We start from the raw sequence: 25,012 nt of genomic DNA on the forward strand, positions 1-25,012 counted from the left end.
TTATCTGGCCTACGGATAATTCACCCTCTTCTTTTTGAAGAGAGCGAGATTGCTGACAAACAAGTTCACTCGTTAACGTGGGCACGGTTTTCTCCCCCTGGAAGGCGAATGGGCCCAGGTGAGGGCAATTATACGCGCCAGTGCTGGCCTGTTCCCCTCACCCTAACCCTCTCCCCAAAGGGGCGAGGGGACTGTCCGAGTGAATTTTTGCGTTGGTCATAATACTAACCCTCTTCTGTTTGAAGAGGGTAATGATCACTCTGCCACTTTTTTCTTCGCCGCACGCTTCGCTTTGGTTGCAGCGGCTATTTTCTGCGTTTTAGCCGATGGCTTCTTCGCTTTTTTCGCGTCTTTCTTCGCCGCTTTCGGCTTCGCTTTTTTCTCACCACGGAAGGCGCTGTCTGGCTCAAAGTTTACCTTTTTGCCGACCTGACGACGCTTACCGCCTTTTTTGCCTGCATCGCCTTTTTTGGCTTTCTCGCGCGCCGTTTTACCGACGTTGCGCGGTGCACGTTCGCTGGAGATCAGGCTAAAGTCGATTTTGCGCTCGTCCATATTAACCGCTTCGACGCGAACTTCCACGCGGTCGCCCAGGCGATAAGTCTGGCCGCTGGATTCGCCCATCAGGCGTTGTCCGACTTGATCAAAGCGATAGTAGTCGTTGTCCAGCGAAGAGACGTGAACCAGACCATCGATGAATAAGTCATCCAGACGAACAAAGAAACCGAAGCCTGTGACGCTGGAAATTACACCTTTAAATACGTTACCAACCTGATCGAGCATGAAGTCACACTTCAGCCAGTCAGCCACATCGCGCGTTGCTTCGTCGGCACGACGTTCCGCCATCGAACAGTGCTGACCCAGTTGCAGCATCTCTTCCATCGAATAATGGTAGCCGCCAGTTTCAGTGGTGTTGCCCTGATGCCCCTGCTCTTTCGCCAGCAGATACTTAATGGCGCGGTGCAGCGTCAGGTCAGGATAACGACGAATCGGCGAAGTAAAGTGCGCATAGGACTGCAATGCCAGGCCGAAGTGACCACGGTTTTCCGGATCATAAATCGCCTGTTTCATTGAACGCAGCAGCATGGTTTGCAGCATTTCTGCGTCAGGACGATCGGCAACCGACTCCAGCAGTTCCGCGTAGTCGCGCGGTTCTGGCTTGTTACCGCCCGGCAGTTCCAGCCCCAGCTCTGCCAGTACAGAGCGGAAAGAGGTAATCGCCTCAGTGCTCGGCTTGTCGTGTATACGGAACAGTGCGGGTTCTTTGGCTTTCTCAACGAAACGCGCCGCCGAGATATTCGCCAAAATCATACACTCTTCAATTAATTTGTGCGCGTCGTTACGCTGAGTCTGTTCGATACGTTCAATACGGCGTTCAGCGTTGAAAATGAACTTCGCTTCTTCGCTCTCAAACGAGATCCCGCCGCGTTCTTCACGGGCTTTATCCAGCACTTTATAGAGGTTATGCAACTCTTCGAGATGCTTAACCAGCGGGGCGTACTGCTCGCGCAGATCCTGATCGCCCTGCAGAATATGCCAGACTTTGGTGTAGGTCAGGCGCGCGTGAGAGCTCATCACCGCTTCGTAGAATTTGTAGCCAGTCAGGCGGCCTTTCGACGAAATCGTCATCTCGCACACCATACACAGACGGTCTACCTGCGGGTTGAGCGAGCACAGGCCGTTAGAGAGCACTTCCGGCAGCATCGGGATAACCTGCGACGGGAAGTAGACCGACGTACCACGGTTACGCGCTTCTCTGTCCAGCGGCGTTGGCGGACGCACATAGTAGCTGACATCGGCAATTGCGACCCATAAACGCCAGCCGCCGCCTCGTTTTTTCTCGCAGTAAACTGCATCGTCAAAGTCGCGGGCGTCTTCGCCATCAATGGTGACCAGCGGTAAATCGCGCAGATCGACACGGCCTGCTTTTGCTTCTTCCGGCACTTCTTCTTTCAGTCCGGCAACCTGTTGCTCAACGGCCTGTGGCCAGATGTACGGGATTTCATGGGTGCGCAGAGCGATATCAACCGCCATGCCGGTGCCCATATTATCGCCAAGCACCTCGACGATTTTACCCACCGCTTTGGTACGACGAGTCGGGCGTTGGGTCAGTTCGACCACCACCACAAAGCCCATCCGCGCGCCCATGATCTGATCTGGCGGGATTAAGATATCGAAGCTCAAACGGCTGTCGTCAGGAACCACAAAGCCGACGCCCGCTTCGGTAAAGTAGCGACCAACAATCTGGCTGGTTTTTGGCACCAGTACACGGACAATACGCGCTTCACGGCGGCCTTTACGGTCAGCGCCCAGCGGCTGCGCCAGCACCTGATCGCCATGAATGCAGGTTTTCATCTGCTCGCTGGAGAGATACAAATCATCTTTACGTCCTTCAACCCGCAGAAAGCCGTAGCCATCACGGTGACCAATAACTGTACCTTTCACCAGATCGAGGCGTTCCGGCAGCGCATAGCACTGACGGCGAGTGAAGACCAGTTGACCGTCGCGCTCCATCGCGCGCAGGCGGCGACGCAGGCCTTCAAGCTGCTCTTCGCCTTCAATGTGCAGTTCTACAGCCAGCTCATCACGGCTGGCCGGTTTTTCACGTTTGGTTAAATGTTCGAGGATAAATTCCCGGCTAGGGATGGGATTCGCGTATTTTTCAGCTTCGCGTTCCTGGAAAGGATCTTGTGACATCTCGGTTCCTCCGTTGTCATCTCTGATGAAGATTTTCGTCACTCCACCAGCAATAATTTATAAAGCGGTTGATTCTCTTCAACCAAATCGGCAAGCGTGTAGTTATCCAGTTCCGTAAGAAAACTTTGCACGGCCTTAGAAAGTGCCTGTTTCAACCGACAGGCAGGTGTAATGTGGCAAAACTCACTGCTGCAATTCACCAGCGATAAGGGTTCCAGCTCGCGCACCACATCACCAATACGTATCGCACTCGCCGGTTTACCCAGGCGAATGCCGCCATTTTTTCCACGAACAGCAGTCACGTAGCCGGCACGACTAAGTTGATTGATTATTTTGACCATATGATTACGGGAGACGCCGTAGACGTCAGTCACTTCAGAAATACTGGTCATCCGCCCTTCTGGCAATGACGCCATGTAGATCAGCGCACGTAATCCGTAATCAGTGAAACTCGTTAACTGCACATCAACCTCAAAAGGGAAATCGGGAAAAAATACATTTACATTGATGATAAACCAGCCACAAGCTGTGTCGCTAATTTATTTCAGTTTGGGGAAGGAAAAAAGCGAGGATTTAACACTGTGTCGGATAGCGTAATGGCTTACCCGACACAGCAATGTATCACACTGTTAGCCCAGCAGGCAAAATATCTGCCGGGCGTCCCAGAATTACGCGTCGAACGGGTCGCGCAGAATCATGGTTTCAGTACGATCCGGGCCGGTAGAGATGATATCGATCGGTACACCGGTCAGCTCTTCAATGCGCTTGATGTAGTTCAGCGCCGCCTGCGGCAGGCCGCTACGATCTTTCACGCCGAAGGTGGATTCAGACCAGCCCGGCATGGTTTCGTAAATCGGCTCTACACCTTTCCAGTCGTCAGCTGCCAGCGGAGTGGTAGTCACTTCGCGACCATCCGGCATACGGTAAGCCACGCAGAGTTTCACCTCTTTCAGGCCATCCAGAACGTCCAGTTTGGTCAGGCAGAAGCCAGACAGAGAGTTCAGCTGTACCGCACGACGAACGGCAACGGTATCCAGCCAGCCGGTACGACGACGACGACCTGTAGTTGCGCCGAATTCGTTACCCTGCTTGCAGAGGAACTCGCCAGTTTCATCAAACAGTTCGGTCGGGAACGGACCTGCACCTACACGAGTGGAGTAAGCTTTGAGGATACCCAGAACGTAATCAACATAACGCGGGCCCAGGCCGGAACCGGTCGCCACGCCACCAGCAGTGGTGTTGGAAGAAGTTACGTACGGATAAGTACCGTGGTCGATATCCAGCAGCGTACCCTGCGCACCTTCGAACATGACGAAATCGCCACGCTGACGCGCCTGGTCGAGCAGGTCAGAAACGTCAACAACCATAGAAGTCAGGATGTCGGCAACTGCCATCGTATCATCCAGAACTTTCTGGTAATCAACCGCTTCAGCTTTGTAGTAGTTAACCAACTGGAAGTTGTGATATTCCATCACTTCTTTCAGTTTTTCAGCGAAGGTTTCTTTGTCGAAAAGGTCGCCAACACGCAGACCGCGACGTGCCACTTTATCTTCATAAGCAGGCCCGATACCACGACCGGTGGTGCCGATCGCTTTCGCGCCACGCGCTTTCTCACGCGCGTTATCCAGCGCAACGTGATAATCAAGGATTAGCGGACATGCTTCAGACAGCAGCAGACGCTCACGAACGGGGATGCCACGGTCTTCCAGTTCTTTCATCTCTTTCATCAGCGCAGCCGGAGACAGCACAACACCGTTACCGATGATGCTGGTTACATTCTCGCGGAGAATACCTGATGGAATAAGATGGAGAACGGTTTTTTCACCGTTGATTACGAGAGTATGGCCTGCGTTGTGACCGCCCTGGTAGCGTACAACATATTTAGCCCGTTCAGTCAGAAGATCGACGATCTTACCTTTACCTTCGTCACCCCATTGGGTGCCCAGTACGACGACGTTGTTACCCATTTTTCAAAATCACCGTTTGCTTAAAAATGGATTCTACCATCGCTTTTTCAGAGTTACAGCACTTTTTGCACTCAAAAATGACCTCGATCAGTCTGTTTTTTGTTCAGCCAATCGTTTTCCTCAACATGTAGTAGACCACAACGCCCGCAACCACAAGTCCACCGCCAAAACGACGTAAAATATTATCGGGCAAATTGGTCATCGCAGAGATCATCTTCTTCCATGCCTTCGGGTAAAGCATCGGCCCTAAACCTTCCAGCACCAAAACCAGGGCAAGCGCCAGCCAGATTGTCGAATTCATTCATTATCCTTATAGAAAAAGAAAACCACCGACATCCCTGAGGATGCGGTGGCTTTATTGACCTGTACCGCAGTCGTTATATTAACGCGTTGCGGAAGTCGGCGTCTTCATGTAGCGGAAGAAATCGCTGTCCGGGCTCATGACCATCACGTCCTGATTGCCAGAGAAGCTGTTCTCATAAGCACGCAGGCTACGGATGAATGCGTAGAAGTCCGGATCTTTGCTGAATGCATCAGCAAACAGTTTGGCAGCTTCTGCGTCACCTTCACCGCGCATGATGCGACCCTGACGCTCTGCTTCTGCCAGCGTTCTGGTCACTTCATAGTCGGCAGTTGCGCGCAATTTTTCCGCTTCTTCCTGACCTTGTGAACGATGGCGACGCGCTACTGCTTCACGCTCGGCGCGCATACGGTTGTAGATCGCCTCAGACACTTCGGTCGGCAGGTTGATCTGCTTAATACGCACATCGACAACTTCAATACCCAGCGCCGCCATACTGTTCGGGTTGATGACCGGAACTTTGCCCTTCGTCTCAGCCGTTACACGCTCTGCCGCTTCGGCAATGGCGTTATCCGCTGCTGGGGTAGTGACTTCATCTTCAGTACCCGCAGAACCGGAGTTCAGCGCGTCACGCACTTCCAGAGTCAGACGACCACGGGAGTCGGTGACAATGTCTTTCACGTCCAGGCGACCAATTTCAGAACGCAGACGGTCAGAGAACTTACGTTTCAACAGCACTTCCGCTTGCGAAATGTCGCCACCGCCCGTTGCCAGGTAGTAACGGCTGAAATCGCTGATGCGCCATTTGATGTAAGAGTCGACGATCAGGTCTTTCTTCTCTTTGGTCACAAAGCGGTCGGCCTGGTTGTCCATGGTCTGAATACGCGCGTCGAGCATTTTCACCGTTTCAATGAACGGTATCTTGAAATGCAGACCCGGCTCATAAACCAGAGGTTTGTTGTCATCGTCACGCAGTACCTTACCAAAACGCAGCGTAATACCGCGCTCACCTTCTTTGACGACAAAGACAGACATGTAAAGCACTACCAGCACGATGATGATAATCGCGATAACTGACTTACGCATCGTTATTCCCCCTGACGCTGGTAGTCGTTACGCTGCGCGTTGGCGCGGCGTTGGTCCATAATATCGCCCTGACTGGTGGACGACGTGTTGCTTGCTCCACTGGTTGTGGAGGAAGAGGCTGGCGGCAGACGCAGCAGATTGCTGGCACCGTTATCGCTCTTCGCCGCAGGGGCGTTACCACCTTTCAGCATCTGGTCTAACGGCAGAACCATCAGGTTGCCACCTTTATCGTTAACCAGCACTTTGCGGGTGTTGCCCAACACTTTTTCCATCGTCTCGATATACAGACGCTCGCGAGTAATTTCCGGCGCGGCTTTATATTCCGGCAGAAGTTTAGCAAAGCGCGCCACTTCACCCTGAGCTTCCAGGATGGTCTGGGCCTTGTACGCACGCGCCTCTTCGAGGATACGTTGCGCCTGACCGTTCGCACGCGGCTGAACTTCGTTGGTATACGCTTCTGCTTCACGAATGTATTGCTGTTCGTTTTCACGCGCGGCAATCGCATCATCAAACGCCGCTTTTACTTCTTCCGGCGGACGAGCAGCCTGGAAGTTGACGTCCAGCAGCGTGATACCCATGTCATACGGGCGGATAGTCTCTTCCAGTTCGCGCTGAGTATCGCTACGAATCACGGTACGACCTTCCGTCAGAATGCGGTCCATAGTGTATTTACCGATAACCCCACGCAGGGCGCTGTCGGTAGCCTGACGCAGGCTGTCATCCGGGCTGGTCACGCTATACAGGTATTTTTCCGGATTAGTTACGCGGTACTGCACGTTCATCTCAACGCGCACCACGTTCTCGTCCGACGTCAGCATCACACCAGAAGCGGCCAGTTCACGCACGGCTTCCACGTTCACCGGTTTGACTTCGTCGATAAACGTCGGTTTCCAGTTCAGACCCGGCTCAACCAGATGGCTGAATTTGCCAAAGCGTGTTACCACGCCGCGTTCGGCTTCTTTAATGGTGTAGAAACCACTGGCCGCCCAGATAATGACAATCGCTGCCGCTGCGATGGTAACGACACGACCGCCAAGCTGCGGGCGCGGGCCTTGCGATGAACTGCCACCGCCAGATCCGGTGCCTTTACCGCCGCCCAGACCACCGAGCTTTTTGCTCAGTTTGCGGAAGATATCATCTAAATCAGGTGGCCCTTGATCGCGACCGCCTTTGTTTCCATTTCCCTCAGAGTTGCCGCCAGGTTTGCTGCTTCCCCACGGGTCGCGGTCTTGTCCGTTATTACCGGGCTGATTCCACGCCATGTTTGTGCTCCATATTTGTTATGCGGTGATCCCTGTTGTCTTTCGACGCCAGAGGATATGACTCCACGCTTCAGACGCTACGCCGTTAGATCAGGTAATCGATCAACGTCGGTTCTTGTTTACAGAGGCGACGCCAGTCAACGATCGGCATACGAACTTGCAGACTTACGCTGCCGTCTTCCTCCATCCACTCTTTTTCTATTGCCTGAAGCTGATAAAAACGACTTCTCAGACGCCCTTCCTGCGGAGGCAGACGCAATGTATGCTGCGCCACCTCGCCGGAAAGCCGCTCCGTCAAAGCCTGAAAAAGCTGTGGTATCCCCGCTCCGGTCTGTGCGGAAAGCCAGACACGGATCGGTTTGTTCTCTTCGTCCCGATCAATACGCGGTTCGAAATCTTCCAGCATATCGATCTTGTTCATCACCAGCAGAGTTGGGATCTCGTGAGCATCGATCTCTTCAAGAACCGTATTCACCGCTTCGATGTTTTCTTGTACACGCACATCCGCCGCATCAATCACATGCAGCAGCAATGTGGCTTGCCGCGTCTCTTGCAACGTGGCTTTAAACGCCGCCACCAGATCGTGCGGCAGGTGGCGAATAAACCCTACGGTATCTGCCAGCACGGTTTCACCGACATCCGCGACGTCAATACGCCGCAACGTCGGGTCGAGGGTGGCAAACAACTGGTCTGCCGCGTAGACCCGCGCTTCGGTGATGCGATTGAAAAGGGTAGATTTACCGGCGTTGGTATATCCCACCAGCGAAACAGTAGGGACGTCGGCTTTGATACGTGATTGCCGCCCCTGCTCACGCTGCTTTTCAACTCTTTCCAGGCGCGACTGTATCTGTACGATGCGATTACGCAACAAACGACGGTCGGTTTCGAGCTGGGTTTCACCCGGACCACGCAAACCGATCCCGCCTTTCTGTCTTTCAAGGTGGGTCCAGCCACGCACCAGGCGCGTAGCCAGATGGCGCAGCTGCGCCAGCTCAACCTGCAACTTACCCTCATGGGTACGCGCACGTTGGGCGAAAATATCTAAAATAAGGCCGGTGCGGTCGATAACACGACACTCGCACAAACGCTCCAGGTTACGCTCCTGCGCCGGGCTCAGGGCATGGTCAAAAAGAACGACCGAAGCACCCGTCGCTTTTACGGCTTCCGCAATTTCAACTGCTTTACCTTCACCTACAAAATACTTTGGGTGCGGCGCTTTACGGCTACCGGTAATCACCTGCAATGCTTCGACACCGGCGGAAGAAACCAGAGATTCAAACTCCTGGAGGTCTTCCATATCTTTGTCTTGCGTAAAATAGATGTGTACCAGTACCGCCTGCTCACCAGCATCATAACGGTCAAACAAGCGTATAACCCTCTAAATAGATCAGCGGGGAACGCAGGATCGCTGGCTCCCCGTGTAAAAAAAACAGCCTGAAACCTTATTCGGTTTCTTCGCTGTCCTGTTGCGCGGAAGTATTCTGCGCGCTGCTACCATGATGGTAGTTACTGCTGGTACCGCCACCGGCGTTGTTACTGTGATGAGAAACCGGGCGAGACGGGACAACAGTAGAAATCGCGTGCTTATAAACCATCTGGCTGACCGTGTTTTTCAACAGGATCACGAACTGATCAAAAGACTCGATTTGTCCTTGCAGCTTAATACCATTCACCAAATAAATAGAAACTGGAACACGTTCCCGACGCAGTGCGTTCAGGAACGGATCTTGTAAAGATTGCCCCTTAGCCATTCTCTCTTTTCCTTATATGCTTATTTGTACTTTGAACCTTTCGATTCTGAAAAAATTGCGCACGATACGTCTCAATTGTACACATTCAGCCTGCGATAGCACCAACAACCTGTAATACTTCGTCACGCGCCTGTTCTGGTTTTTCACTGTCAAGCCAGTGAACCCCTTCCCAACCACGCAGCCAGGTTATCTGCCGCTTCGCCAACTGTCTCGTGGCGCAAACACCTCGATAAACCATTTCATCGTATGAGATTTCGCCTTCAAGGTAAGACCACATCTGGCGATAACCCACGCAACGAATGGAAGGCAAATCCGTATGCAAATCTCCTCGGGCAAAAAGCGCCCGGACTTCTGCTTCAAAACCTGAAGCCAACATCTGATGAAAACGCTGCTCAATTCGTTGATGGAGCAGTTCACGGCTCGCTGGGGCGATGGCGAACTGATGCACCTGATACGGTAGAGCGTCTCCTGACGTTTGCGTCAGTTCCGTTAAAGTTTTACCCGAAATGAAAAAAACTTCCAGTGCCCGGGAAAGCCTTTGTGGATCATTTGGATGAATCCTTGCTGCCGCAACAGGATCTATCTCCTGAAGTTGACGATGCAATGACTCCCAACCTTGCTCTGCCGCTTGTTGCTCAATTCTGGCTCGTACTTCGGGGTTCGCCGACGGTAGCGGCGACAACCCCTCCAGTAACGCCTTGAAATACAACATAGTACCGCCCACTAACAGCGGGATTCGCCCCGCCGCCGTGATATCGGCCATTTCCGCCAGCGCATCGCGACGAAAATCAGCAGCCGAATAAGCCTGCGACGGATCGCGAATATCCAGCAATCGGTGCGGCGCGGCGAGTAACTCTTCAGCGTTCGGCTTCGCCGTCCCGATATCCATCCCTTTGTAAATAAGGGCAGAATCAACGCTTATCAACTCTACTGGTAAAATTTTACGCAGCTCAATGGCTAACGCCGTTTTACCGGAGGCCGTCGGCCCCATCAAAAAAATTGCCTTAGGCAGGCTCGCCTTACTGATATCACTCATCTTTCAGGGCTTTTATCGCCGGATGTAAATCAACAGATTGTAACAGACCACCCGGCGGCGTTTTCACAAGCTGCGGACATAACCGTTCTACATCCGCCAGCAGGGTAATGGCCTGAGCCATTGACCACTGTGCATGTTCGCTCATCAGATTTCGTGCAATCCACTGCGCAATATTGCCAGGTCCGAATACGGACTGCTTCGCCAGGTAGCCTATCAGTTCAGGAATCAAGATTTGTAAATTTTGTTGGCGTAAGGGTAAAGGCACGGCTCTGATGGTCACATGCTGCGCATCAGACTGAAATTCAATGCCTAACTCCGCCAGAGCGGACTGCGCTTTTTCTAATGCCGATTTTTCTTCGCCAGAGACTTTTAGCCGCAACGGAATAAGCAACGGCTGGGCACAAACCGGCGCCTCACCCGGCGTCAGTTGCATCTGACGCAACCAACGTTCCGCTACCGCCAGGGCTAAAAGTGAAATGTTGCCGTCACGCTCCAGCAGCGCACAGTCGGAATTGACGATAGTCAACACCCGACCAAAGCTTTGACCATTCGATGCCAGCGTAAGTTCCTGCGGTTCTGGCGCTTTTGGTTTGAGCATCGGCGCAGGCGTTTGCAAAAGCTGGCGATACACTTCGCCTTGCTGTTTCTGGTAGCCCGGTTGCGCGTTCGGCCAGGGAGCAGACTGGCGACTGCCTGATGCTGGCGCAGGAGTGTAGCGTGGAGCTACCGGTTCACGAACTGCCGGTTCTGCAAAATGATTACGCCCTGCGGCTACGCGGTTTTCCGGGATGGCGCGCGATGCAGGTTGTGGTTCATCATCCAGCGGCAGCGGCGTTTCCAGTTGCTGTTGTAGCACGCTCAGCACGCCCTGATAGATAAAGTCATGCACCAGACGCGACTGATGGAAACGCACCTCGTGTTTGGCGGGGTGCACGTTGACGTCCACCTGATGCGGGTCGATCTCCAGATACAGCACAAACGCTGGTTGCTGATCGGCGCCCAGTTTGTCTTCGCAGGCCTGGCGGATCGCGTGATTGATCAGGCGATCGCGCATCATGCGCCCATTCACGTAGCAATACTGAATTTCCGCCAGTGCAGGCGTGGTGTGATTCGGATCAGCCACCCAGCCGCGCAGCGTGAGATCGCCGTGCTGCCATTCAATCGCCAGCGCATGTTCGAGAAAAGCGGTGCCACAAATCGCCCCTAAACGGCGTTCTTTTTGCCCGCCTTCCGGCACTGCGCGGTACTGGCGCACAATTTTACCGTTATGCGACAAGTTGATAGTGACGTCGAAACGCGCCAGCGCAATGCGGCGGATGATTTCATCGATATGGTTAAATTCGGTTTTCTCGGTGCGCAGGAATTTGCGCCGCGCCGGAGTGTTGTAGAACAGATCCAGCACCTCCAGCGTTGTTCCCACCGGATGCGCCGCTGGTTTAACCGTCACGTCCATATCACGCCCTTCGGCATAAGCCTGCCAGGCTTCCTGCTGTTCCGCAGTGCGCGAAGTGAGCGTCAGGCGGGAAACCGAACTGATACTCGCCAGCGCCTCACCGCGAAAACCCAGGCTGATAATAGCTTCGAGATCGTCCAGAGAGGCAATTTTACTGGTAGCATGACGAGCCAGCGCCAGCGCCAGCTCATCTTTTTTGATACCGCAGCCGTTATCACGAATGCGGATAAGTTTCGCCCCACCGCGTTCGATATCAATATCGATGCGCGTCGCACCCGCATCGAGGCTGTTTTCTACCAGTTCTTTGACTACCGACGCAGGTCGCTCGACCACCTCACCTGCGGCAATCTGGTTCGCCAGTTGTGGCGGTAAGACCTGAATTGGCATCAATTATCCTTAGTTTGGCAGCGTGCGATCTGGTGTCGTCACCGTACTGGCAGTTTGTGCCGTTGCGCCCTGCGGCGCAGATTGCATCGGATGCGCAAGGAAGTAATTGCGCAGGCCTTTGTAAATGGCTTCTGCCAGCTGTTGTTGGTAATCGTCGCTCGCCAGCAAACGTTCTTCGCTGTTGTTGCTGATAAAACCAGTTTCGACCAGTACTGACGGGATATCCGGCGAACGCAGAACGCCAAGGCTGGCGTGTTCTGGTCGACGTTTATGAATTTCGCCAATGCGTTGCAACTGACTGATCATACTGGTCGCCACATCATACCCTACCCGCTGGGAATGACCGAACTGTAAATCCAGCACCGCCTGGCTTAAATACGGGTCAGACTGACTGTTCGCCAGCACATCGCCTGCCCCGCCCAGCAGCTCCGACTGTTTCTCGTGCTGTTCCAGCCAGCTTGCCATTTCACTGTTTGCGCGACGGTTAGAGAGCACCCACACGGAAGCGCCGGTAGCACTGCGGTTTGGTGCGGCATCAGCGTGAATCGACACAAGGAAATTGGCGTTTTGCTTACGTGCCACATCGCTGCGCCCCATCACCGAGATAAAGTAATCCCCGTCACGGGTTAAAACGCCCTTAAACATCGGATCATCATTGAGCAAAGTACGCAATTTACGCGCGATGGCGATGGTGACATTTTTCTCCCGCGTACCGCCAGGGCCGATAGCGCCAGGATCCTGACCACCGTGTCCGGCATCAATGGCGATGACAATTTTTTCGCCAGTGTTAGCCGTCGCGCGCGCTGCCGGACGCGTCACCGTATTGCTACTGATGACACCCGTAGCCCGGTTGCTCTCGGTTTTAAACGGATTACGCGCCGGTTCGCTGACGCGCGGTGCGACAACCGCAGGCGTTTCAACACGTTTAGCAACCACGGGCGGCGGCGGAGGCGGTGGTGGCGCATCGGCATTAATCGTAAAGACGACGGTGTAATTGCTGCCATTCTGCCGCTTCACCGCTTCGGTTTTACCGTTTTCGGTGAGATCGACCACCAGCCGCAGCGTTTGCGCATCTTTTGGCGTTCCAGAGCGAATCGTCTTCACCAGATTATTACCGCTGAACAACAACGGCAGCCCCTGAATCACGCCCGTTTGTTTGATATCGAGCGCCACGGTGCGTTTGCTTTGATGGCTAAATGCATAGTCAGGATCGCCAATAAAACTTAACGTTATCCGCGCCTGTTGATTGCCATTAGAAACCTGAATATCAGAGAGCGTCGCGGCGCCAGCCTGCGCGCACAGCAGCACCAACGTCGCTACCAACCAATTTCTGATGCGATACATCATCCCGCCACCTTCAAAGGTTAACCGGCTAAACGCGCCAGCAACAATTCACCCGCAGAGGAGACCGCACTCACGCGCGCCTCACGGCCTTGTGCCTGATAATCAATGTGTATTTCGACATCCGGGTCAGGAAGAACACCTGTACCTTGTTGTGGCCACTCCACCAGGCAGATGGCATCGTTGGCAAAATAATCGCGGATCCCCATAAACTCCAGCTCCTCGGGATCAGCAAGGCGGTACAAATCAAAGTGATAAACCATTAAGTTGTCGAGCGTATAGGGTTCGACCAGGGTATAAGTGGGGCTTTTGACATTACCCTGATGACCCAGAGCCTGTAAAAAGCCCCGGCTAAAGGTGGTTTTACCTGCGCCTAAATCGCCATACAGATAGATTACGGTTGCACCATCGCAGGCTTTCGCTACCCGCTCGCCCAGGTCTAATGTTGCCTGCTCATCAGGGAGCGGAATTACTCGATTCATCATGGTTTTTATCAGTCACTTCCGGGTTAACAATACGCTGTAGCGTGGAAAAGAGATCGGTTGCCAGCATCCCGCGCGTACCAAAACGCGCCGCCAGCACGTCAGCCGCCGCGCCGTGTGCGATACAGCCAGCACAGGCTGCATCATACGGCGACAGTTTTTGCCCAAGCAATGCGCCAATAATACCAGAGAGCACATCACCCATGCCGCCGCTGGCCATCCCTGCATTTCCGGCATCAATAATGCCTAAAGCGTCAGGATGGGCGGCGACCACGGTTCCGGCACCTTTCAGCACCGCTACGCCGCCATAACGTTGTACCAGACGTTGGGCACAATGTAAGCGGTCACTTTCAATTTCTGCAACGGAACAGCCCAACAACCGTGCGGCCTCGCCAGGATGCGGCGTGATCACGCGATTGTGACGCTTATCGGGATTGATTGCCAGCAGGTTCAATGCATCAGCATCCCACAACATCGGTTTGCGAAAACTCTCAACTTTTTGCAGGGCTTTTTTCCCCCACTCTTGCTGGCCCAGACCAGGGCCAATCACCACCACATCGGCCCATTCCAGGCTTTCAGTTAAAGATTTCTCCGTCAACTCGTACACCATCAATTCCGGTCGTGCAGTCAGCAGCGGCGCAATGTTTTCACTGCGGGTCAGTACTCGGACTAGACCAGCGCCAGCACGCAGCGCCGCTTCCCCCGTCATACGAATAGCCCCCGCCGTGCCGTGATCGCCACCGATAATCACCAGCCGCCCGTGATCGCCTTTATGCGAAGTCGGGCGACGCGGTTTCAGCCAGTGAGAAAGTTGTTCTGCCGAAAACCGCTGAATTTTCGTCTCCTGACTTGCCAGCCAACTGTCCAGTCCCAGCGAGTCAAAATGCAGTTGCCCGGTAACATCCCGTGCTTTGCCGGTTAACAAACCAGGTTTAAGGGCAATAAAGGTGATGGTGTGAGCGGCGTTGATCACCGCGCCTGGCGTGGCGCCGGTTTCTGCCAGCAGGCCGGAAGGGATATCTACCGCCACAATCGGCGCAGGGTGGGAATTAGCGTGGTCGATTAACTGGCTAATGGATTCGCGGGGCGCTTGCTGCAATCCGGTGCCGAGCAGCGCATCAACAATCAGATCTACCGATTCTGGCCAGACAATATTCGAGGCATGGATCTCGCCTCCCGCGTTTAACCATGCTTCGCGTGCCAGCGCAGCCTCTTCCGGTAACGGTTTGTCGCTCTCCTGGGCCAGTAACGTAACCTCAATACCGACCGCTTTTGCCAGCCGCGCGACCACGTAGCCATCGCCGCCATTATTGCCATGACCGCACAGCACCAGCCAGTGGCGGGCGTCAGGATAAGCGGTACGACACACCTGAAACGCGGCTTCACCCGCACGAAGCATCAGTTCATAAAGCGTTAGCCCCAGCGCATCTGCCGCTTCGCGTTCGCCACGTCGGATATCGTCGGCGTGCCAGACGGTGTGTGGTATACTTACGGGGTTTTTCTTCATTGTATGGTCCGTCATGTCAGAGCCCCTCGATCTCAATCAGTTAGCGCAAAAAATTAAACAGTGGGGGCTGGAACTGGGCTTTCAGCAGGTGGGTATTACCGATACCGATCTCAGCGAGTCCGAGCCAAAACTGCAAGCATGGCTGGACAAACAATACCACGGCGAAATGGACTGGATGGCGCGTCACGGTATGCTGCGCGCCCGCCCCCACGAGTTATTGCCCGGTACGCTGCGCGTGATCAGCGTGCGGATGAACTACCTGCCTGCCAACGCCGCATTTGCCAGCACGCTGAAAAATCCCAAACTCGGCTATGTTAGCCGTTATGCGCTGGGTCGTGACTACCACAAACTTCTGCGCAACCGACTCAAAAAGCTGGGCGAGATGATTCAGCAACATTGTGTTTCGCTGAATTTTAGACCGTTTGTCGATTCTGCGCCTGTTCTTGAGCGCCCGCTGGCTGAAAAAGCGGGACTTGGCTGGACAGGTAAGCACTCACTTATCCTCAATCGCGAAGCCGGCTCGTTCTTCTTTTTAGGCGAACTGCTGGTTGATATTCCGTTACCGGTAGATCAACCAGTCGAGGAAGGATGCGGTAAATGCGTGGCCTGTATGACGATTTGCCCGACCGGCGCCATTGTCGAGCCATATACCGTTGATGCTCGCCGCTGTATCTCTTATCTCACCATCGAACTGGAAGGGGCAATCCCGGAAGAGTTACGCCCATTAATGGGAAACCGTATTTACGGCTGCGATGACTGTCAGCTTATCTGCCCGTGGAATCGCTATTCGCAACTGACAACTGAAGACGATTTCAGCCCACGCAAACCACTACACGCACCGGAACTCATTGAGTTATTCGCCTGGAGCGAAGAGAAGTTTTTAAAAATAACAGAAGGTTCAGCGATCCGCCGTATAGGCCACCTGCGCTGGCTGCGTAATATCGCCGTAGCATTAGGCAATGCGCCCTGGGATGAAGCGATTCTGGCGGCGCTGGAAAGTCGTAAAGGTGAGCATCCACTTCTTGATGAACACATAGCGTGGGCGATTACGCAGCAAATCGAGCGACGAAATGCCTGCGTGGTCGAAGTACAATTACCGAAAAAACAGCGTCTGGTTCGTGTAATTGAAAAGGGACTACCGCGTGATGCCTGATTCATCCACAGCTTGTGAATAAAAATAAAAACGCATTGCAATTCAAGCCGGAAAAAATCGTCAAGCGATCAATACGACAAATCGAAACCTTAATTTTCAATTTAAATATCAACACGTTAATAATTTACTATTCACCGTGCGAAGTTTTTCTGAAATTAAGATTACAGCCTGAACCTGTGGATAACTCTGTTTACAAGAGTTTGTCAGAGACAACAAAAACCAGCAATAACGCATTGCGTCGCTGTGGATAGTTTATTGAGAGGAGAATTTGGAGCGGGAAACGAGACTCGAACTCGCGACCCCGACCTTGGCAAGGTCGTGCTCTACCAACTGAGCTATTCCCGCTTGGGTGGTCTGTGCTTTACAGCACTTTCAAATTTTGGAGCGGGAAACGAGACTCGAACTCGCGACCCCGACCTTGGCAAGGTCGTGCTCTACCAACTGAGCTATTCCCGCGTACTACTTAATTTTGCTTTCGTAATTTTCGCATTTCTGCGTCGTTACGGGAGGCGCATTATACGAGAAATCTTTCCCTCTGCAACCCCCCTAAAAAATTTTTTTTGAGTTTTTAACTCAAGTGCTGAAATTATCAGCAAGACGTTCAATTTAGCGCCAAACCCACGCCGCCGCAAGTGGATTCCGGCGGTTACGTGCCCAGGCAAAGTTTTACAGCTTGATAAAATGCTCGCGGTAGTAAGCCAGCTCCGCCACCGATTCACGGATATCATCCATCGCCTGATGCGTCCCCTGCTTGGTAAAACCATCAAGAATTTCCGGCTTCCAGCGGCGCGCCAGCTCTTTCAGGGTGCTGACATCGAGATAACGGTAGTGGAAGTAGGCTTCCAGTTCCGGCATATATTTAAACAGGAAGCGACGATCCTGACCGATGCTGTTACCACAAATTGGCGATTTCCCCGCAGGCACCCACTCTTTTAAGAACTCGAGCGTCGCCAGTTCTGCTTCGCGATCGCCCATTGTGCTCGCCTTCACGCGCTCCACCAGCCCACTGGCGGTATGGGTACGGACATTCCAGTCATCCATCAACGCCAGTTGTTCATCAGACTGGTGTACTGCAATGGTCGGCCCTTCCGCCAGAATATTCAGGTTGGCATCGGTCACCAGCGTGGCAATCTCAATAATGCGATCGCGCTCGGGATCCAGACCGGTCATCTCAAGATCGATCCAAATCAGGTTGTTTTCATTGGCACTCATGCTATTTTTCCACCCATTCACAGTGACTATATTGATCCACAATTGCGTGTATCATAGATGTTTTGCCCATCAGGGGCGACCAGGAGTCAGTACGATTGAGTAAAAATAAACTCTCCAAAGGCCAACAGCGCCGTGTGAACGCCAATCACCAGCGTCGTCTTAAAACGTCTAAGGAGAAGCCCGATTACGACGACAATCTGTTTGGCGAGCCTGATGAAGGTATCGTCATCAGCCGTTTTGGTATGCACGCTGATGTGGAATCCGCAGACGGCGAAGTTCACCGCTGCAATATTCGCCGTACTATCCGTTCGCTGGTGACCGGCGATCGCGTGGTCTGGCGTCCGGGTAAACCGGCGGCGGAAGGCGTAAATGTCAAAGGGATCGTGGAAGCAGTACATGAGCGCACCTCAGTGTTGACGCGCCCGGATTTTTACGACGGCGTGAAACCTATTGCCGCCAACATCGACCAGATTGTTATTGTCTCCGCCATTTTGCCGGAGCTGTCGCTCAATATTATCGACCGTTACCTGGTGGCCTGCGAAACCTTGCAGATTGAGCCGATTATTGTGCTCAACAAGATAGATCTGCTGGACGACGAAGGCATGGCATTCGTCAACGAACAGATGGATATCTACCGCAATATCGGTTATCGCGTATTGATGGTTTCCAGTCATACTCAGGATGGGCTGAAACCGCTGGAAGAGGCGTTGACCGGGCGCATCAGCATTTTTGCCGGGCAGTCTGGCGTCGGCAAATCGAGTCTGCTTAACGCGCTGCTGGGTCTGCAAAAAGAGATCCTGACCAACGATGTCTCAGACAACTCCGGTCTCGGCCAGCACACCACCACTGCTGCCCGGCTGTATCACTTCCCGCACGGAGGCGATGTGATTGATTCCCCTGGCGTGCGTGAATTCGGCCTCTGGCACCTGGCGCCGGAACAAATCACTCAAGGCTTTGTCGAATTTCATGATTACTTAGGCCTGTGTAAATATCGCGATTGCAAACACGATACCGATCCGGGCTGCGCAATCCGTGAAGCGGTTGATGAGGGGAAAATCGCGGAAACTCGTTTCGAAAACTATCACCGTATTCTGGAAAGCATGGCGCAGGTAAAAACGCGTAAAAACTTTTCTGATACGGATGACTGACAATTAAGCTAACCGTCGTTAGAATCGTCCCCCTTTTTTTCAGGATCCGGCATGAACGCCGGATCAGGAACGACAAAACAATGGCCTGGAGGCTACCTTGTTAAATTCATTTAAACTTTCGCTACAGTACATTCTGCCAAAACTATGGCTTACTCGCCTGGCGGGTTGGGGCGCAAGCAAGCGGGCAGGATGGCTGACAAAACTGGTTATCGATCTGTTCGTTAAATACTACAAGGTCGACATGAAAGAGGCGCAGAAACCGGACACCGCCAGTTACCGCACCTTTAACGAATTTTTTGTCCGTCCGTTGCGTGACGATGTGCGCCCAATCGATACCGATCCCAATGTCCTGGTCATGCCTGCCGATGGCGTTATTAGCCAGTTAGGTAAAATCGAAGAAGATAAAATCTTGCAAGCGAAAGGCCACAACTACAGCCTCGAAGCCCTGCTGGCGGGTAACTACCTGATGGCGGATCTCTTCCGTAATGGTACGTTTGTGACCACTTACCTCTCCCCGCGTGACTATCACCGCGTACATATGCCATGCAACGGTATCCTGCGTGAGATGATCTACGTGCCGGGCGATCTCTTCTCCGTTAACCATCTCACTGCCCAGAACGTGCCAAATCTGTTTGCCCGTAACGAACGCGTAATCTGCCTGTTCGATACCGAATTTGGCCCGATGGCGCAGATTCTGGTCGGGGCGACGATTGTTGGCAGCATTGAAACTGTCTGGGCTGGCACCATTACGCCGCCGCGCGAAGGCATCATCAAACGCTGGACCTGGCCTGCCGGGGAAAACGACGGTTCGGTGGCACTGCTGAAAGGCCAGGAAATGGGTCGCTTTAAACTCGGCTCTACCGTTATCAACTTGTTTGCGCCAGGTAAAGTGAATCTGGTTGAGCAACTGGCAAGCCTGTCTGTCACGAAAATTGGTCAGCCGCTGGCAGTATCTACCGAAACCTTTGTTACGCCAGAAGCTGAACCAGCCCCGCTTCCTGCTGAAGAGATCGAGGCAGAACACGACGCCAGCCCATTGGTTGACGACAAAAAAGACCAGGTCTAATCCATCAAAGGAAACGCTGACGTGCGCCTGATTATCACTTTTCTGATGGCCTGGTGCCTCAGTTGGGGGGCGTACGCCGCGACGGCCCCCGATAGTAAACAAATCTCACAAGAACTGGAGCAGGCAAAAGCGGCGAAGCCCGCGCAGCCAGAAGTCGTAGAGGCGCTCCAGTCCGCCTTAAATGCGCTTGAGGAGCAAAAAAGCTCCCTTGAGCGCATCAAGCAATATCAGCAAGTTATCGATAATTACCCGAAACTCTCCGCTACTCTGCGCGCACAGTTGAACAACATGCGTGATGAGCCGCGCAGCGTGTCGCCGGGGATGTCTACCGACGCGCTGAATCAGGAAATTCTCCAGGTCAGTAGTCAATTGCTGGATAAAAGCCGTCAGGCTCAGCAAGAACAGGAGCGCGCCCGCGAGATTGCGGATTCACTAAATCAACTACCGCAACAGCAAACCGACGCCCGCCGCCAGTTGAATGAAATCGAGCGTCGTCTCGGGACACTTACGGGAAATAGTCCGCTTAATCAGGCGCAAAATTTCGCGTTGCAGGCCGACTCCGCGCGTTTGAAGTCATTGGTCGATGAACTCGAACTGGCGCAACTTTCTGCCAATAATCGTCAGGAACTGGCGCGTCTGCGTTCGGCACTGGCAGAAAAAGAGAGTCAACAACTGGATGCGTATTTGCAGGCATTGCGTAACCAGTTGAATAGCCAACGCCAACTGGAAGCGGAACGGGCGCTGGAAAGCACCGAATTACTGGCAGAAAGCAGTGCCGATTTGCCGAAAGATATCGTCGCTCAATTCAAAATTAACCGCGAGCTGTCGGCGGCGTTGAATCAGCAGGCGCAGCGGATGGATCTCGTCGCTTCACAGCAACGTCAGGCTACCAGCCAGACGTTGCAGGTTCGGCAGGCGCTGAATACGCTACGCGAACAATCACAATGGCTGGGTTCGTCAAACCTGCTCGGCGAAGCACTGCGGGCACAAGTGGCACGACTGCCGGAAATGCCCAAACCGCAGCAACTGGATACTGAAATGGCGCAGTTGCGCGTGCAACGGTTACGTTATGAGGATCTCCTCAATAAACAGCCGCTGCTACGGCAAATCCATCAGGCCGACGGTCAGCCGCTGACCGCCGAGCAAAACCGTATTCTGGAAGCACAGCTACGCACTCAGCGTGAGTTACTGAACTCCTTACTCCAGGGTGGCGACACGCTACTGCTTGAACTGACCAAGCTGAAAGTCTCCAACGGACAACTGGAAGATGCGCTGAAAGAGGTGAACGAAGCGACGCACCGCTATCTGTTCTGGACTTCTGACGTGCGCCCGATGACCATCGCCTGGCCGCTGGAAATCGCCCAGGATCTACGCCGTCTGATCTCGCTGGACACCTTCAGTCAGTTGGGTAAAGCCACCATGATGATGCTGACCAGCAAAGAGACGATTTTGCCACTGTTTGGCGCGTTGATTCTGGTCGGTTGCAGTATTTACTCGCGCCGCTATTTCACCCGTTTTCTTGAACGTTCGGCGGCGAAAGTCGGCAAAGTGACTCAGGATCACTTCTGGCTGACGTTGCGCACCCTTTTCTGGTCGATTCTCGTCGCGTCACCGCTGCCAGTGCTGTGGATGACGCTCGGCTACGGGCTGCGCGAGGCGTGGCCTTATCCGCTGGCGGTGGCGATTGGCGATGGCGTTACGGCCACCGTGCCATTGCTGTGGGTAGTGATGATTTGCGCCACCTTTGCCCGCCCGAACGGCTTGTTTATCGCTCATTTTGGCTGGCCGCGCGAACGGGTTTCCCGTGGGATGCGCTACTATCTGATGAGCATCGGGCTTATTGTGCCGCTGATTATGGCGCTGATGATGTTCGATAATCTCGACGACCGCGAGTTTTCCGGTTCGCTGGGCCGTCTTTGCTTTATCCTCATTTGCGGTGCATTGGCGGTAGTCACACTCAGCCTGAAAAAAGCCGGTATCCCGCTGTATCTCAACAAAGAAGGTAGCGGTGACAATATTGCCAACCATATGTTGTGGAACATGATGATTGGCGCGCCGCTGGTCGCAATTCTCGCCGCTGCGGTGGGTTATCTGGCAACGGCGCAAGCTCTGCTGGCAAGGCTGGAAACGTCGGTCGCCATCTGGTTCCTGTTGCTGGTGGTTTATCACGTTATCCGCCGCTGGATGCTGATCCAACGCCGCAGGCTGGCGTTTGACCGGGCGAAGCATCGACGGGCAGAGATGTTAGCGCAACGTGCGCGTGGCGAAGAAGAAGCGCATCATCACAGTAGCCCGGAAGGGGCAATTGAAGTCGATGAAAGCGAAGTCGATCTCGATGCTATCAGCGCGCAATCCTTGCGGTTGGTGCGTTCAATCCTGATGCTGATCGCCCTGCTTTCGGTCATCGTGCTGTGGTCAGAAATCCATTCTGCTTTTGGCTTCCTCGAAAATATTTCGCTATGGGATGTCACATCAACAGTGCAGGGCGTGGAAAGTCTGGAACCGATTACCCTCGGTGCGGTGCTGATTGCCATTCTGGTATTTATTATCACCACGCAGCTTGTGCGCAACCTGCCCGCGCTGCTGGAGCTGGCAATTTTGCAGCACCTCGATTTAACGCCGGGTACGGGCTACGCCATCACCACCATCACCAAATATCTGCTGATGCTGATTGGCGGGCTGGTCGGCTTCTCAATGATTGGTATTGAGTGGTCGAAATTGCAGTGGCTGGTCGCTGCGCTCGGTGTTGGTCTCGGTTTTGGTTTGCAGGAGATTTTCGCCAACTTTATCTCTGGCCTGATTATCCTGTTCGAAAAACCGATTCGCATTGGCGATACGGTGACGATTCGCGATCTCACTGGTAGCGTGACGAAAATTAACACCCGCGCCACCACCATCAGCGACTGGGATCGTAAAGAGATTATCGTGCCGAACAAGGCATTTATTACCGAGCAGTTTATCAACTGGTCGCTCTCTGACTCGGTCACGCGCGTGGTATTGACGATTCCGGCTCCTGCCGATGCCAACAGTGAAGAAGTGACGGAGATCCTGCTCACCGCAGCACGTCGCTGCTCGCTGGTGATCGACAATCCGGCACCGGAAGTCTTCCTGGTGGATCTGCAACAGGGGATTCAGATTTTCGAGCTGCGTATTTACGCCGCTGAGATGGGTCACCGTATGCCGCTACGCCATGAGATCCACCAGCTGATTCTGGCAGGCTTCCACGCCCACGGTATCGATATGCCATTCCCGCCTTTCCAGATGCGTCTGGAAAGTCTGAACGGTAAACAAACGGGAAGGACATTAACTTCTGCGGGTAGACGTCGCCAGGCAGGAAGTTTGTAATGTGTGAAGCTGCCAAATGACGCCAACGTGGCTAATTTAGCAGCTTAACTTCATCTTCAGTTATCTCCGGCTCCGGAGAGTATCATCCATAACGCATTTCTTCCTGACAACTCATCGCCGGACTGGCGATGAGTTGTTATTGCAGATAATCAATCTAAAGTTAACTGAGGCTGATTCGCCATGCGGCTGCAATAGTTCTGGTAAATCGCCATCGCTAACAGCGAGAAGAAGACAGGCCCGCCAATCATCCACAATGTGCTGTCCCAGTCTCCGGCTTCAACTACAGGCTGAATGATGGTGAAGACGTTCGCAAATGTCACCACCAGTACAACAACCACAGTTGCGATCATTGCCGACATATGCGTTTTGAAAATCACAAACGGTCTGTCGAGATCCTGACGCGCTTTAAAGAACGGGAAAGCCAGCGCGAGGAACAGATATGGAATGGTCATGGAAACGTTCGCCATCAGCGTCAGCTTGTTAAAGAACGCCGATGCGGTGCCACCGCCAAAGGAAACCAGCAGGATGAAGACAGTAACCAACCCACACTGCATCCACATAGCAATGGATGGCATCCCCATGGCGTTCAGGCGCGTCATCGGCTCCGGCCACAAGGCTTTCGGCGTCCCTTGAATAATCGCTTTCAGTGGTGAGTAGCAAAGCGTAAAGAACGCACCGGTGTAGGCAAGGAACATGGAAAGTCCGGTAATACGCGCAAACCATACGCCCAGCGACAATGACGCTTCAGGTGATAAATGCAGTGCATTACCCAGAGACATCCCCAGGCTCTTCATCAGCACATAAGTAATATTACCAAGGTTAACAGAACCATTACTTAATACCTGCTGCCAGTTAGTGCTGACGCCCCATAAGAATATTGCTAACGAATAACCGATTGAAATAACAATAGCGGCAAAAACAATACCTTTAGCAAAGTTCTTTTCTGGGTTTTCCGTTTTATCTACCAGCCCACCTACAGCCTCAATTCCGCCATAAGCAAAAATGGCAAATACGACAAAAGATAACATCGCCAGACCGGACTGATATCCCGGATTCGGTGATACCAAGAAATTAATATCCTGCGCGAAATGCCCACCATTTAATAACAAAATAGTAATGCTTACTAACAGCAATACTAAATTAAGACACATTACTGCAATACCGCCCACCGCAGTAATACGGGCAATTTTATTAATCCCTTTCGAGGCAACGACGGTAACCAGAATCATCCATGCTACAGCCAGCAGCCCAACCACCTGCGTAGGCTCAAGCCCAGCAATGCGCCAGTGCTGGGTCATATCGCTACCATAGAGGAAAGTAGAAAACGGCACCCAGACTTTAGCGGAGGTACTCACCATCCAAATGATATAAGAGGAAAACCACATAAATGTGCCGATGAAAGCAAAACGTGGTCCAACGCTATTATTCATCCAGGAATAGATACCGCCCTCTTCTTTGCGATAGGCAGCCCCCATTTCAGCCATCATTAAGGCGAATGGAATAAAGAATAATAATGCAGAAAATATATACCACGGAATCGCACTATATCCCATTAAATAATAAGCCGAAGGGCTATTCGCAAAACCGAATACTGAAGTAAAGATCATCAGTATGAGTCCAATTAGACTCATCTTTTTTATCGTGTGAGGCATGAAATCATCCTTCATTTCAGCGCGCATATTAAACGCGCCAACTAACTGCACTACCCACCGATTGGTGGGCAACAATAAAACTAAAACAGAATTGATACCTGGATGATAGCAAACATCCAGTCTTAAATTGTGCGCTTTAGCGGAAAAATGAAAACATATGCTACAG

General features: G+C 53.0%; 20 protein-coding genes and 2 tRNA genes. 4 read left to right on the forward strand and 18 right to left on the reverse strand.

Features of this window, described 5'->3' with window-relative positions:
* Positions 1-255: 255 nt before the first annotated feature.
* The 13 genes from rnr to nnr all read right to left on the reverse strand — a co-directional run bounded on the left by rnr (position 256) and on the right by nnr (position 15,285).
* Positions 256-2,697 (reverse strand): ribonuclease R, encoded by a 2,442-nt coding sequence (rnr, locus tag A7Z29_RS08615; protein ID WP_000076288.1) that lies wholly within the window; start codon positions 2,695-2,697, stop codon positions 256-258.
* A gap of 38 nt (positions 2,698-2,735) precedes the next feature.
* On the reverse strand, positions 2,736-3,161 hold the full coding sequence (nsrR, locus tag A7Z29_RS08620; protein ID WP_001177639.1) for a nitric oxide-sensing transcriptional repressor NsrR: 426 nt from the start codon (positions 3,159-3,161) through the stop codon (positions 2,736-2,738).
* Between the two features lie 204 nt (positions 3,162-3,365).
* Positions 3,366-4,664 (reverse strand): adenylosuccinate synthase, encoded by a 1,299-nt coding sequence (purA, locus tag A7Z29_RS08625; protein WP_000527955.1) that lies wholly within the window; start codon positions 4,662-4,664, stop codon positions 3,366-3,368.
* Between the two features lie 103 nt (positions 4,665-4,767).
* Positions 4,768-4,965, reverse strand: coding sequence for a DUF2065 domain-containing protein (locus tag A7Z29_RS08630; RefSeq protein WP_001089295.1), 198 nt, complete (start codon positions 4,963-4,965; stop codon positions 4,768-4,770).
* A gap of 81 nt (positions 4,966-5,046) precedes the next feature.
* Positions 5,047-6,051 (reverse strand): protease modulator HflC, encoded by a 1,005-nt coding sequence (gene hflC / locus A7Z29_RS08635; RefSeq protein ID WP_001232412.1) that lies wholly within the window; start codon positions 6,049-6,051, stop codon positions 5,047-5,049.
* Between the two features lie 2 nt (positions 6,052-6,053).
* On the reverse strand, positions 6,054-7,313 hold the full coding sequence (hflK, locus tag A7Z29_RS08640; protein WP_000312488.1) for an FtsH protease activity modulator HflK: 1,260 nt from the start codon (positions 7,311-7,313) through the stop codon (positions 6,054-6,056).
* Between the two features lie 85 nt (positions 7,314-7,398).
* Positions 7,399-8,679: a ribosome rescue GTPase HflX gene (hflX, locus tag A7Z29_RS08645; protein WP_105290100.1), complete on the reverse strand. Its 1,281-nt coding sequence runs from the start codon at positions 8,677-8,679 to the stop codon at positions 7,399-7,401.
* A 76-nt stretch (positions 8,680-8,755) separates the two neighbouring features.
* Positions 8,756-9,064 carry an RNA chaperone Hfq gene (gene hfq / locus A7Z29_RS08650; RefSeq protein WP_001051883.1) on the reverse strand — a complete coding sequence of 103 codons (309 nt, stop codon included), beginning with the start codon at positions 9,062-9,064 and terminating at the stop codon, positions 8,756-8,758.
* An 85-nt stretch (positions 9,065-9,149) separates the two neighbouring features.
* Positions 9,150-10,100, reverse strand: a complete 951-nt coding sequence (gene miaA / locus A7Z29_RS08655; protein WP_001280351.1) for a tRNA (adenosine(37)-N6)-dimethylallyltransferase MiaA — start codon at positions 10,098-10,100, stop codon at positions 9,150-9,152.
* On the reverse strand, positions 10,093-11,940 hold the full coding sequence (gene mutL / locus A7Z29_RS08660; protein WP_105290101.1) for a DNA mismatch repair endonuclease MutL: 1,848 nt from the start codon (positions 11,938-11,940) through the stop codon (positions 10,093-10,095). The genes miaA and mutL overlap by 8 nt, the downstream gene beginning before the upstream one ends.
* A gap of 9 nt (positions 11,941-11,949) precedes the next feature.
* Positions 11,950-13,287 (reverse strand): N-acetylmuramoyl-L-alanine amidase AmiB, encoded by a 1,338-nt coding sequence (amiB, locus tag A7Z29_RS08665; protein WP_105290102.1) that lies wholly within the window; start codon positions 13,285-13,287, stop codon positions 11,950-11,952.
* A gap of 17 nt (positions 13,288-13,304) precedes the next feature.
* Positions 13,305-13,766, reverse strand: coding sequence for a tRNA (adenosine(37)-N6)-threonylcarbamoyltransferase complex ATPase subunit type 1 TsaE (gene tsaE / locus A7Z29_RS08670; protein ID WP_000981977.1), 462 nt, complete (start codon positions 13,764-13,766; stop codon positions 13,305-13,307).
* Positions 13,738-15,285, reverse strand: coding sequence for a bifunctional ADP-dependent NAD(P)H-hydrate dehydratase/NAD(P)H-hydrate epimerase (gene nnr, locus A7Z29_RS08675; RefSeq protein WP_105290103.1), 1,548 nt, complete (start codon positions 15,283-15,285; stop codon positions 13,738-13,740). The genes tsaE and nnr overlap by 29 nt, the downstream gene beginning before the upstream one ends.
* Here nnr and queG point away from each other — a divergent pair.
* Entirely contained in the window at positions 15,284-16,423 is a 1,140-nt protein-coding gene (gene queG, locus A7Z29_RS08680) for a tRNA epoxyqueuosine(34) reductase QueG (protein WP_105290104.1), read from the forward strand. The two genes, nnr and queG, sit on opposite strands and share 2 nt — an antisense overlap.
* On the opposite strand, the gene A7Z29_RS08685 is transcribed toward queG, so the two are convergent.
* From A7Z29_RS08685 to orn, 4 genes are all read right to left on the reverse strand, one after another.
* Positions 16,406-16,459 carry a hypothetical protein gene (locus A7Z29_RS08685; RefSeq protein WP_100664635.1) on the reverse strand — a complete coding sequence of 18 codons (54 nt, stop codon included), beginning with the start codon at positions 16,457-16,459 and terminating at the stop codon, positions 16,406-16,408. The genes queG and A7Z29_RS08685 overlap by 18 nt on opposite strands.
* 233 nt (positions 16,460-16,692) lie before the next feature.
* Positions 16,693-16,768, reverse strand: a tRNA-Gly gene (locus tag A7Z29_RS08690).
* 35 nt (positions 16,769-16,803) lie between these two features.
* Positions 16,804-16,879: transfer RNA gene (locus A7Z29_RS08695), tRNA-Gly, on the reverse strand.
* Positions 16,880-17,089: 210 nt separating this feature from the next.
* The gene (orn, locus tag A7Z29_RS08700) at positions 17,090-17,635 is read right to left on the reverse strand and encodes an oligoribonuclease (protein WP_001275617.1); all 546 of its coding nucleotides are present in this window, start codon (positions 17,633-17,635) and stop codon (positions 17,090-17,092) included.
* A 95-nt stretch (positions 17,636-17,730) separates the two neighbouring features.
* On the opposite strand from orn, the gene rsgA reads away from it, so the two are divergent.
* The 3 genes from rsgA (at position 17,731) to mscM (ending at position 23,194) form a co-directional block, all read left to right on the forward strand.
* The gene (gene rsgA / locus A7Z29_RS08705) at positions 17,731-18,783 is read left to right on the forward strand and encodes a small ribosomal subunit biogenesis GTPase RsgA (RefSeq protein ID WP_000041984.1); all 1,053 of its coding nucleotides are present in this window, start codon (positions 17,731-17,733) and stop codon (positions 18,781-18,783) included.
* 97 nt (positions 18,784-18,880) lie between these two features.
* Positions 18,881-19,849, forward strand: coding sequence for an archaetidylserine decarboxylase (gene asd, locus A7Z29_RS08710; RefSeq protein WP_000934903.1), 969 nt, complete (start codon positions 18,881-18,883; stop codon positions 19,847-19,849).
* A 21-nt stretch (positions 19,850-19,870) separates the two neighbouring features.
* Complete coding sequence (gene mscM / locus A7Z29_RS08715; protein WP_001236786.1) at positions 19,871-23,194, forward strand: miniconductance mechanosensitive channel MscM; 3,324 nt, start codon at positions 19,871-19,873, stop codon at positions 23,192-23,194.
* Between the two features lie 149 nt (positions 23,195-23,343).
* Here mscM and yjeM read toward each other — a convergent pair whose 3' ends face one another.
* Complete coding sequence (gene yjeM / locus A7Z29_RS08720; RefSeq protein ID WP_010344917.1) at positions 23,344-24,846, reverse strand: glutamate/gamma-aminobutyrate family transporter YjeM; 1,503 nt, start codon at positions 24,844-24,846, stop codon at positions 23,344-23,346.
* Between the last annotated feature and the right edge of the window lie 166 nt (positions 24,847-25,012).

The sequence above is a fragment of the Escherichia sp. MOD1-EC6842 genome (assembly GCF_002965705.1).
GTDB lineage: Bacteria > Pseudomonadota > Gammaproteobacteria > Enterobacterales > Enterobacteriaceae > Escherichia > Escherichia ruysiae.

Bases quoted from the DNA above. Each gene is read 5' to 3' on its own strand.
- rnr (WP_000076288.1), bottom strand. From the start codon at position 2,697: ATGTCACAAGATCCTTTCCAGGAACGCGAAGCTGAAAAATACGCGAAT.
- purA (WP_000527955.1), bottom strand. From the start codon at position 4,664: ATGGGTAACAACGTCGTCGTACTGGGCACCCAATGGGGTGACGAAGGT.
- A7Z29_RS08630 (WP_001089295.1), bottom strand. From the start codon at position 4,965: ATGAATTCGACAATCTGGCTGGCGCTTGCCCTGGTTTTGGTGCTGGAA.
- hflC (WP_001232412.1), bottom strand. From the start codon at position 6,051: ATGCGTAAGTCAGTTATCGCGATTATCATCATCGTGCTGGTAGTGCTT.
- hflK (WP_000312488.1), bottom strand. From the start codon at position 7,313: ATGGCGTGGAATCAGCCCGGTAATAACGGACAAGACCGCGACCCGTGG.
- hfq (WP_001051883.1), bottom strand. From the start codon at position 9,064: ATGGCTAAGGGGCAATCTTTACAAGATCCGTTCCTGAACGCACTGCGT.
- miaA (WP_001280351.1), bottom strand. From the start codon at position 10,100: ATGAGTGATATCAGTAAGGCGAGCCTGCCTAAGGCAATTTTTTTGATG.
- mutL (WP_105290101.1), bottom strand. From the start codon at position 11,940: ATGCCAATTCAGGTCTTACCGCCACAACTGGCGAACCAGATTGCCGCA.
- amiB (WP_105290102.1), bottom strand. From the start codon at position 13,287: ATGATGTATCGCATCAGAAATTGGTTGGTAGCGACGTTGGTGCTGCTG.
- tsaE (WP_000981977.1), bottom strand. From the start codon at position 13,766: ATGATGAATCGAGTAATTCCGCTCCCTGATGAGCAGGCAACATTAGAC.
- queG (WP_105290104.1), top strand. From the start codon at position 15,284: ATGTCAGAGCCCCTCGATCTCAATCAGTTAGCGCAAAAAATTAAACAG.
- nnr (WP_105290103.1), bottom strand. From the start codon at position 15,285: ATGACGGACCATACAATGAAGAAAAACCCCGTAAGTATACCACACACC.
- orn (WP_001275617.1), bottom strand. From the start codon at position 17,635: ATGAGTGCCAATGAAAACAACCTGATTTGGATCGATCTTGAGATGACC.
- yjeM (WP_010344917.1), bottom strand. From the start codon at position 24,846: ATGCCTCACACGATAAAAAAGATGAGTCTAATTGGACTCATACTGATG.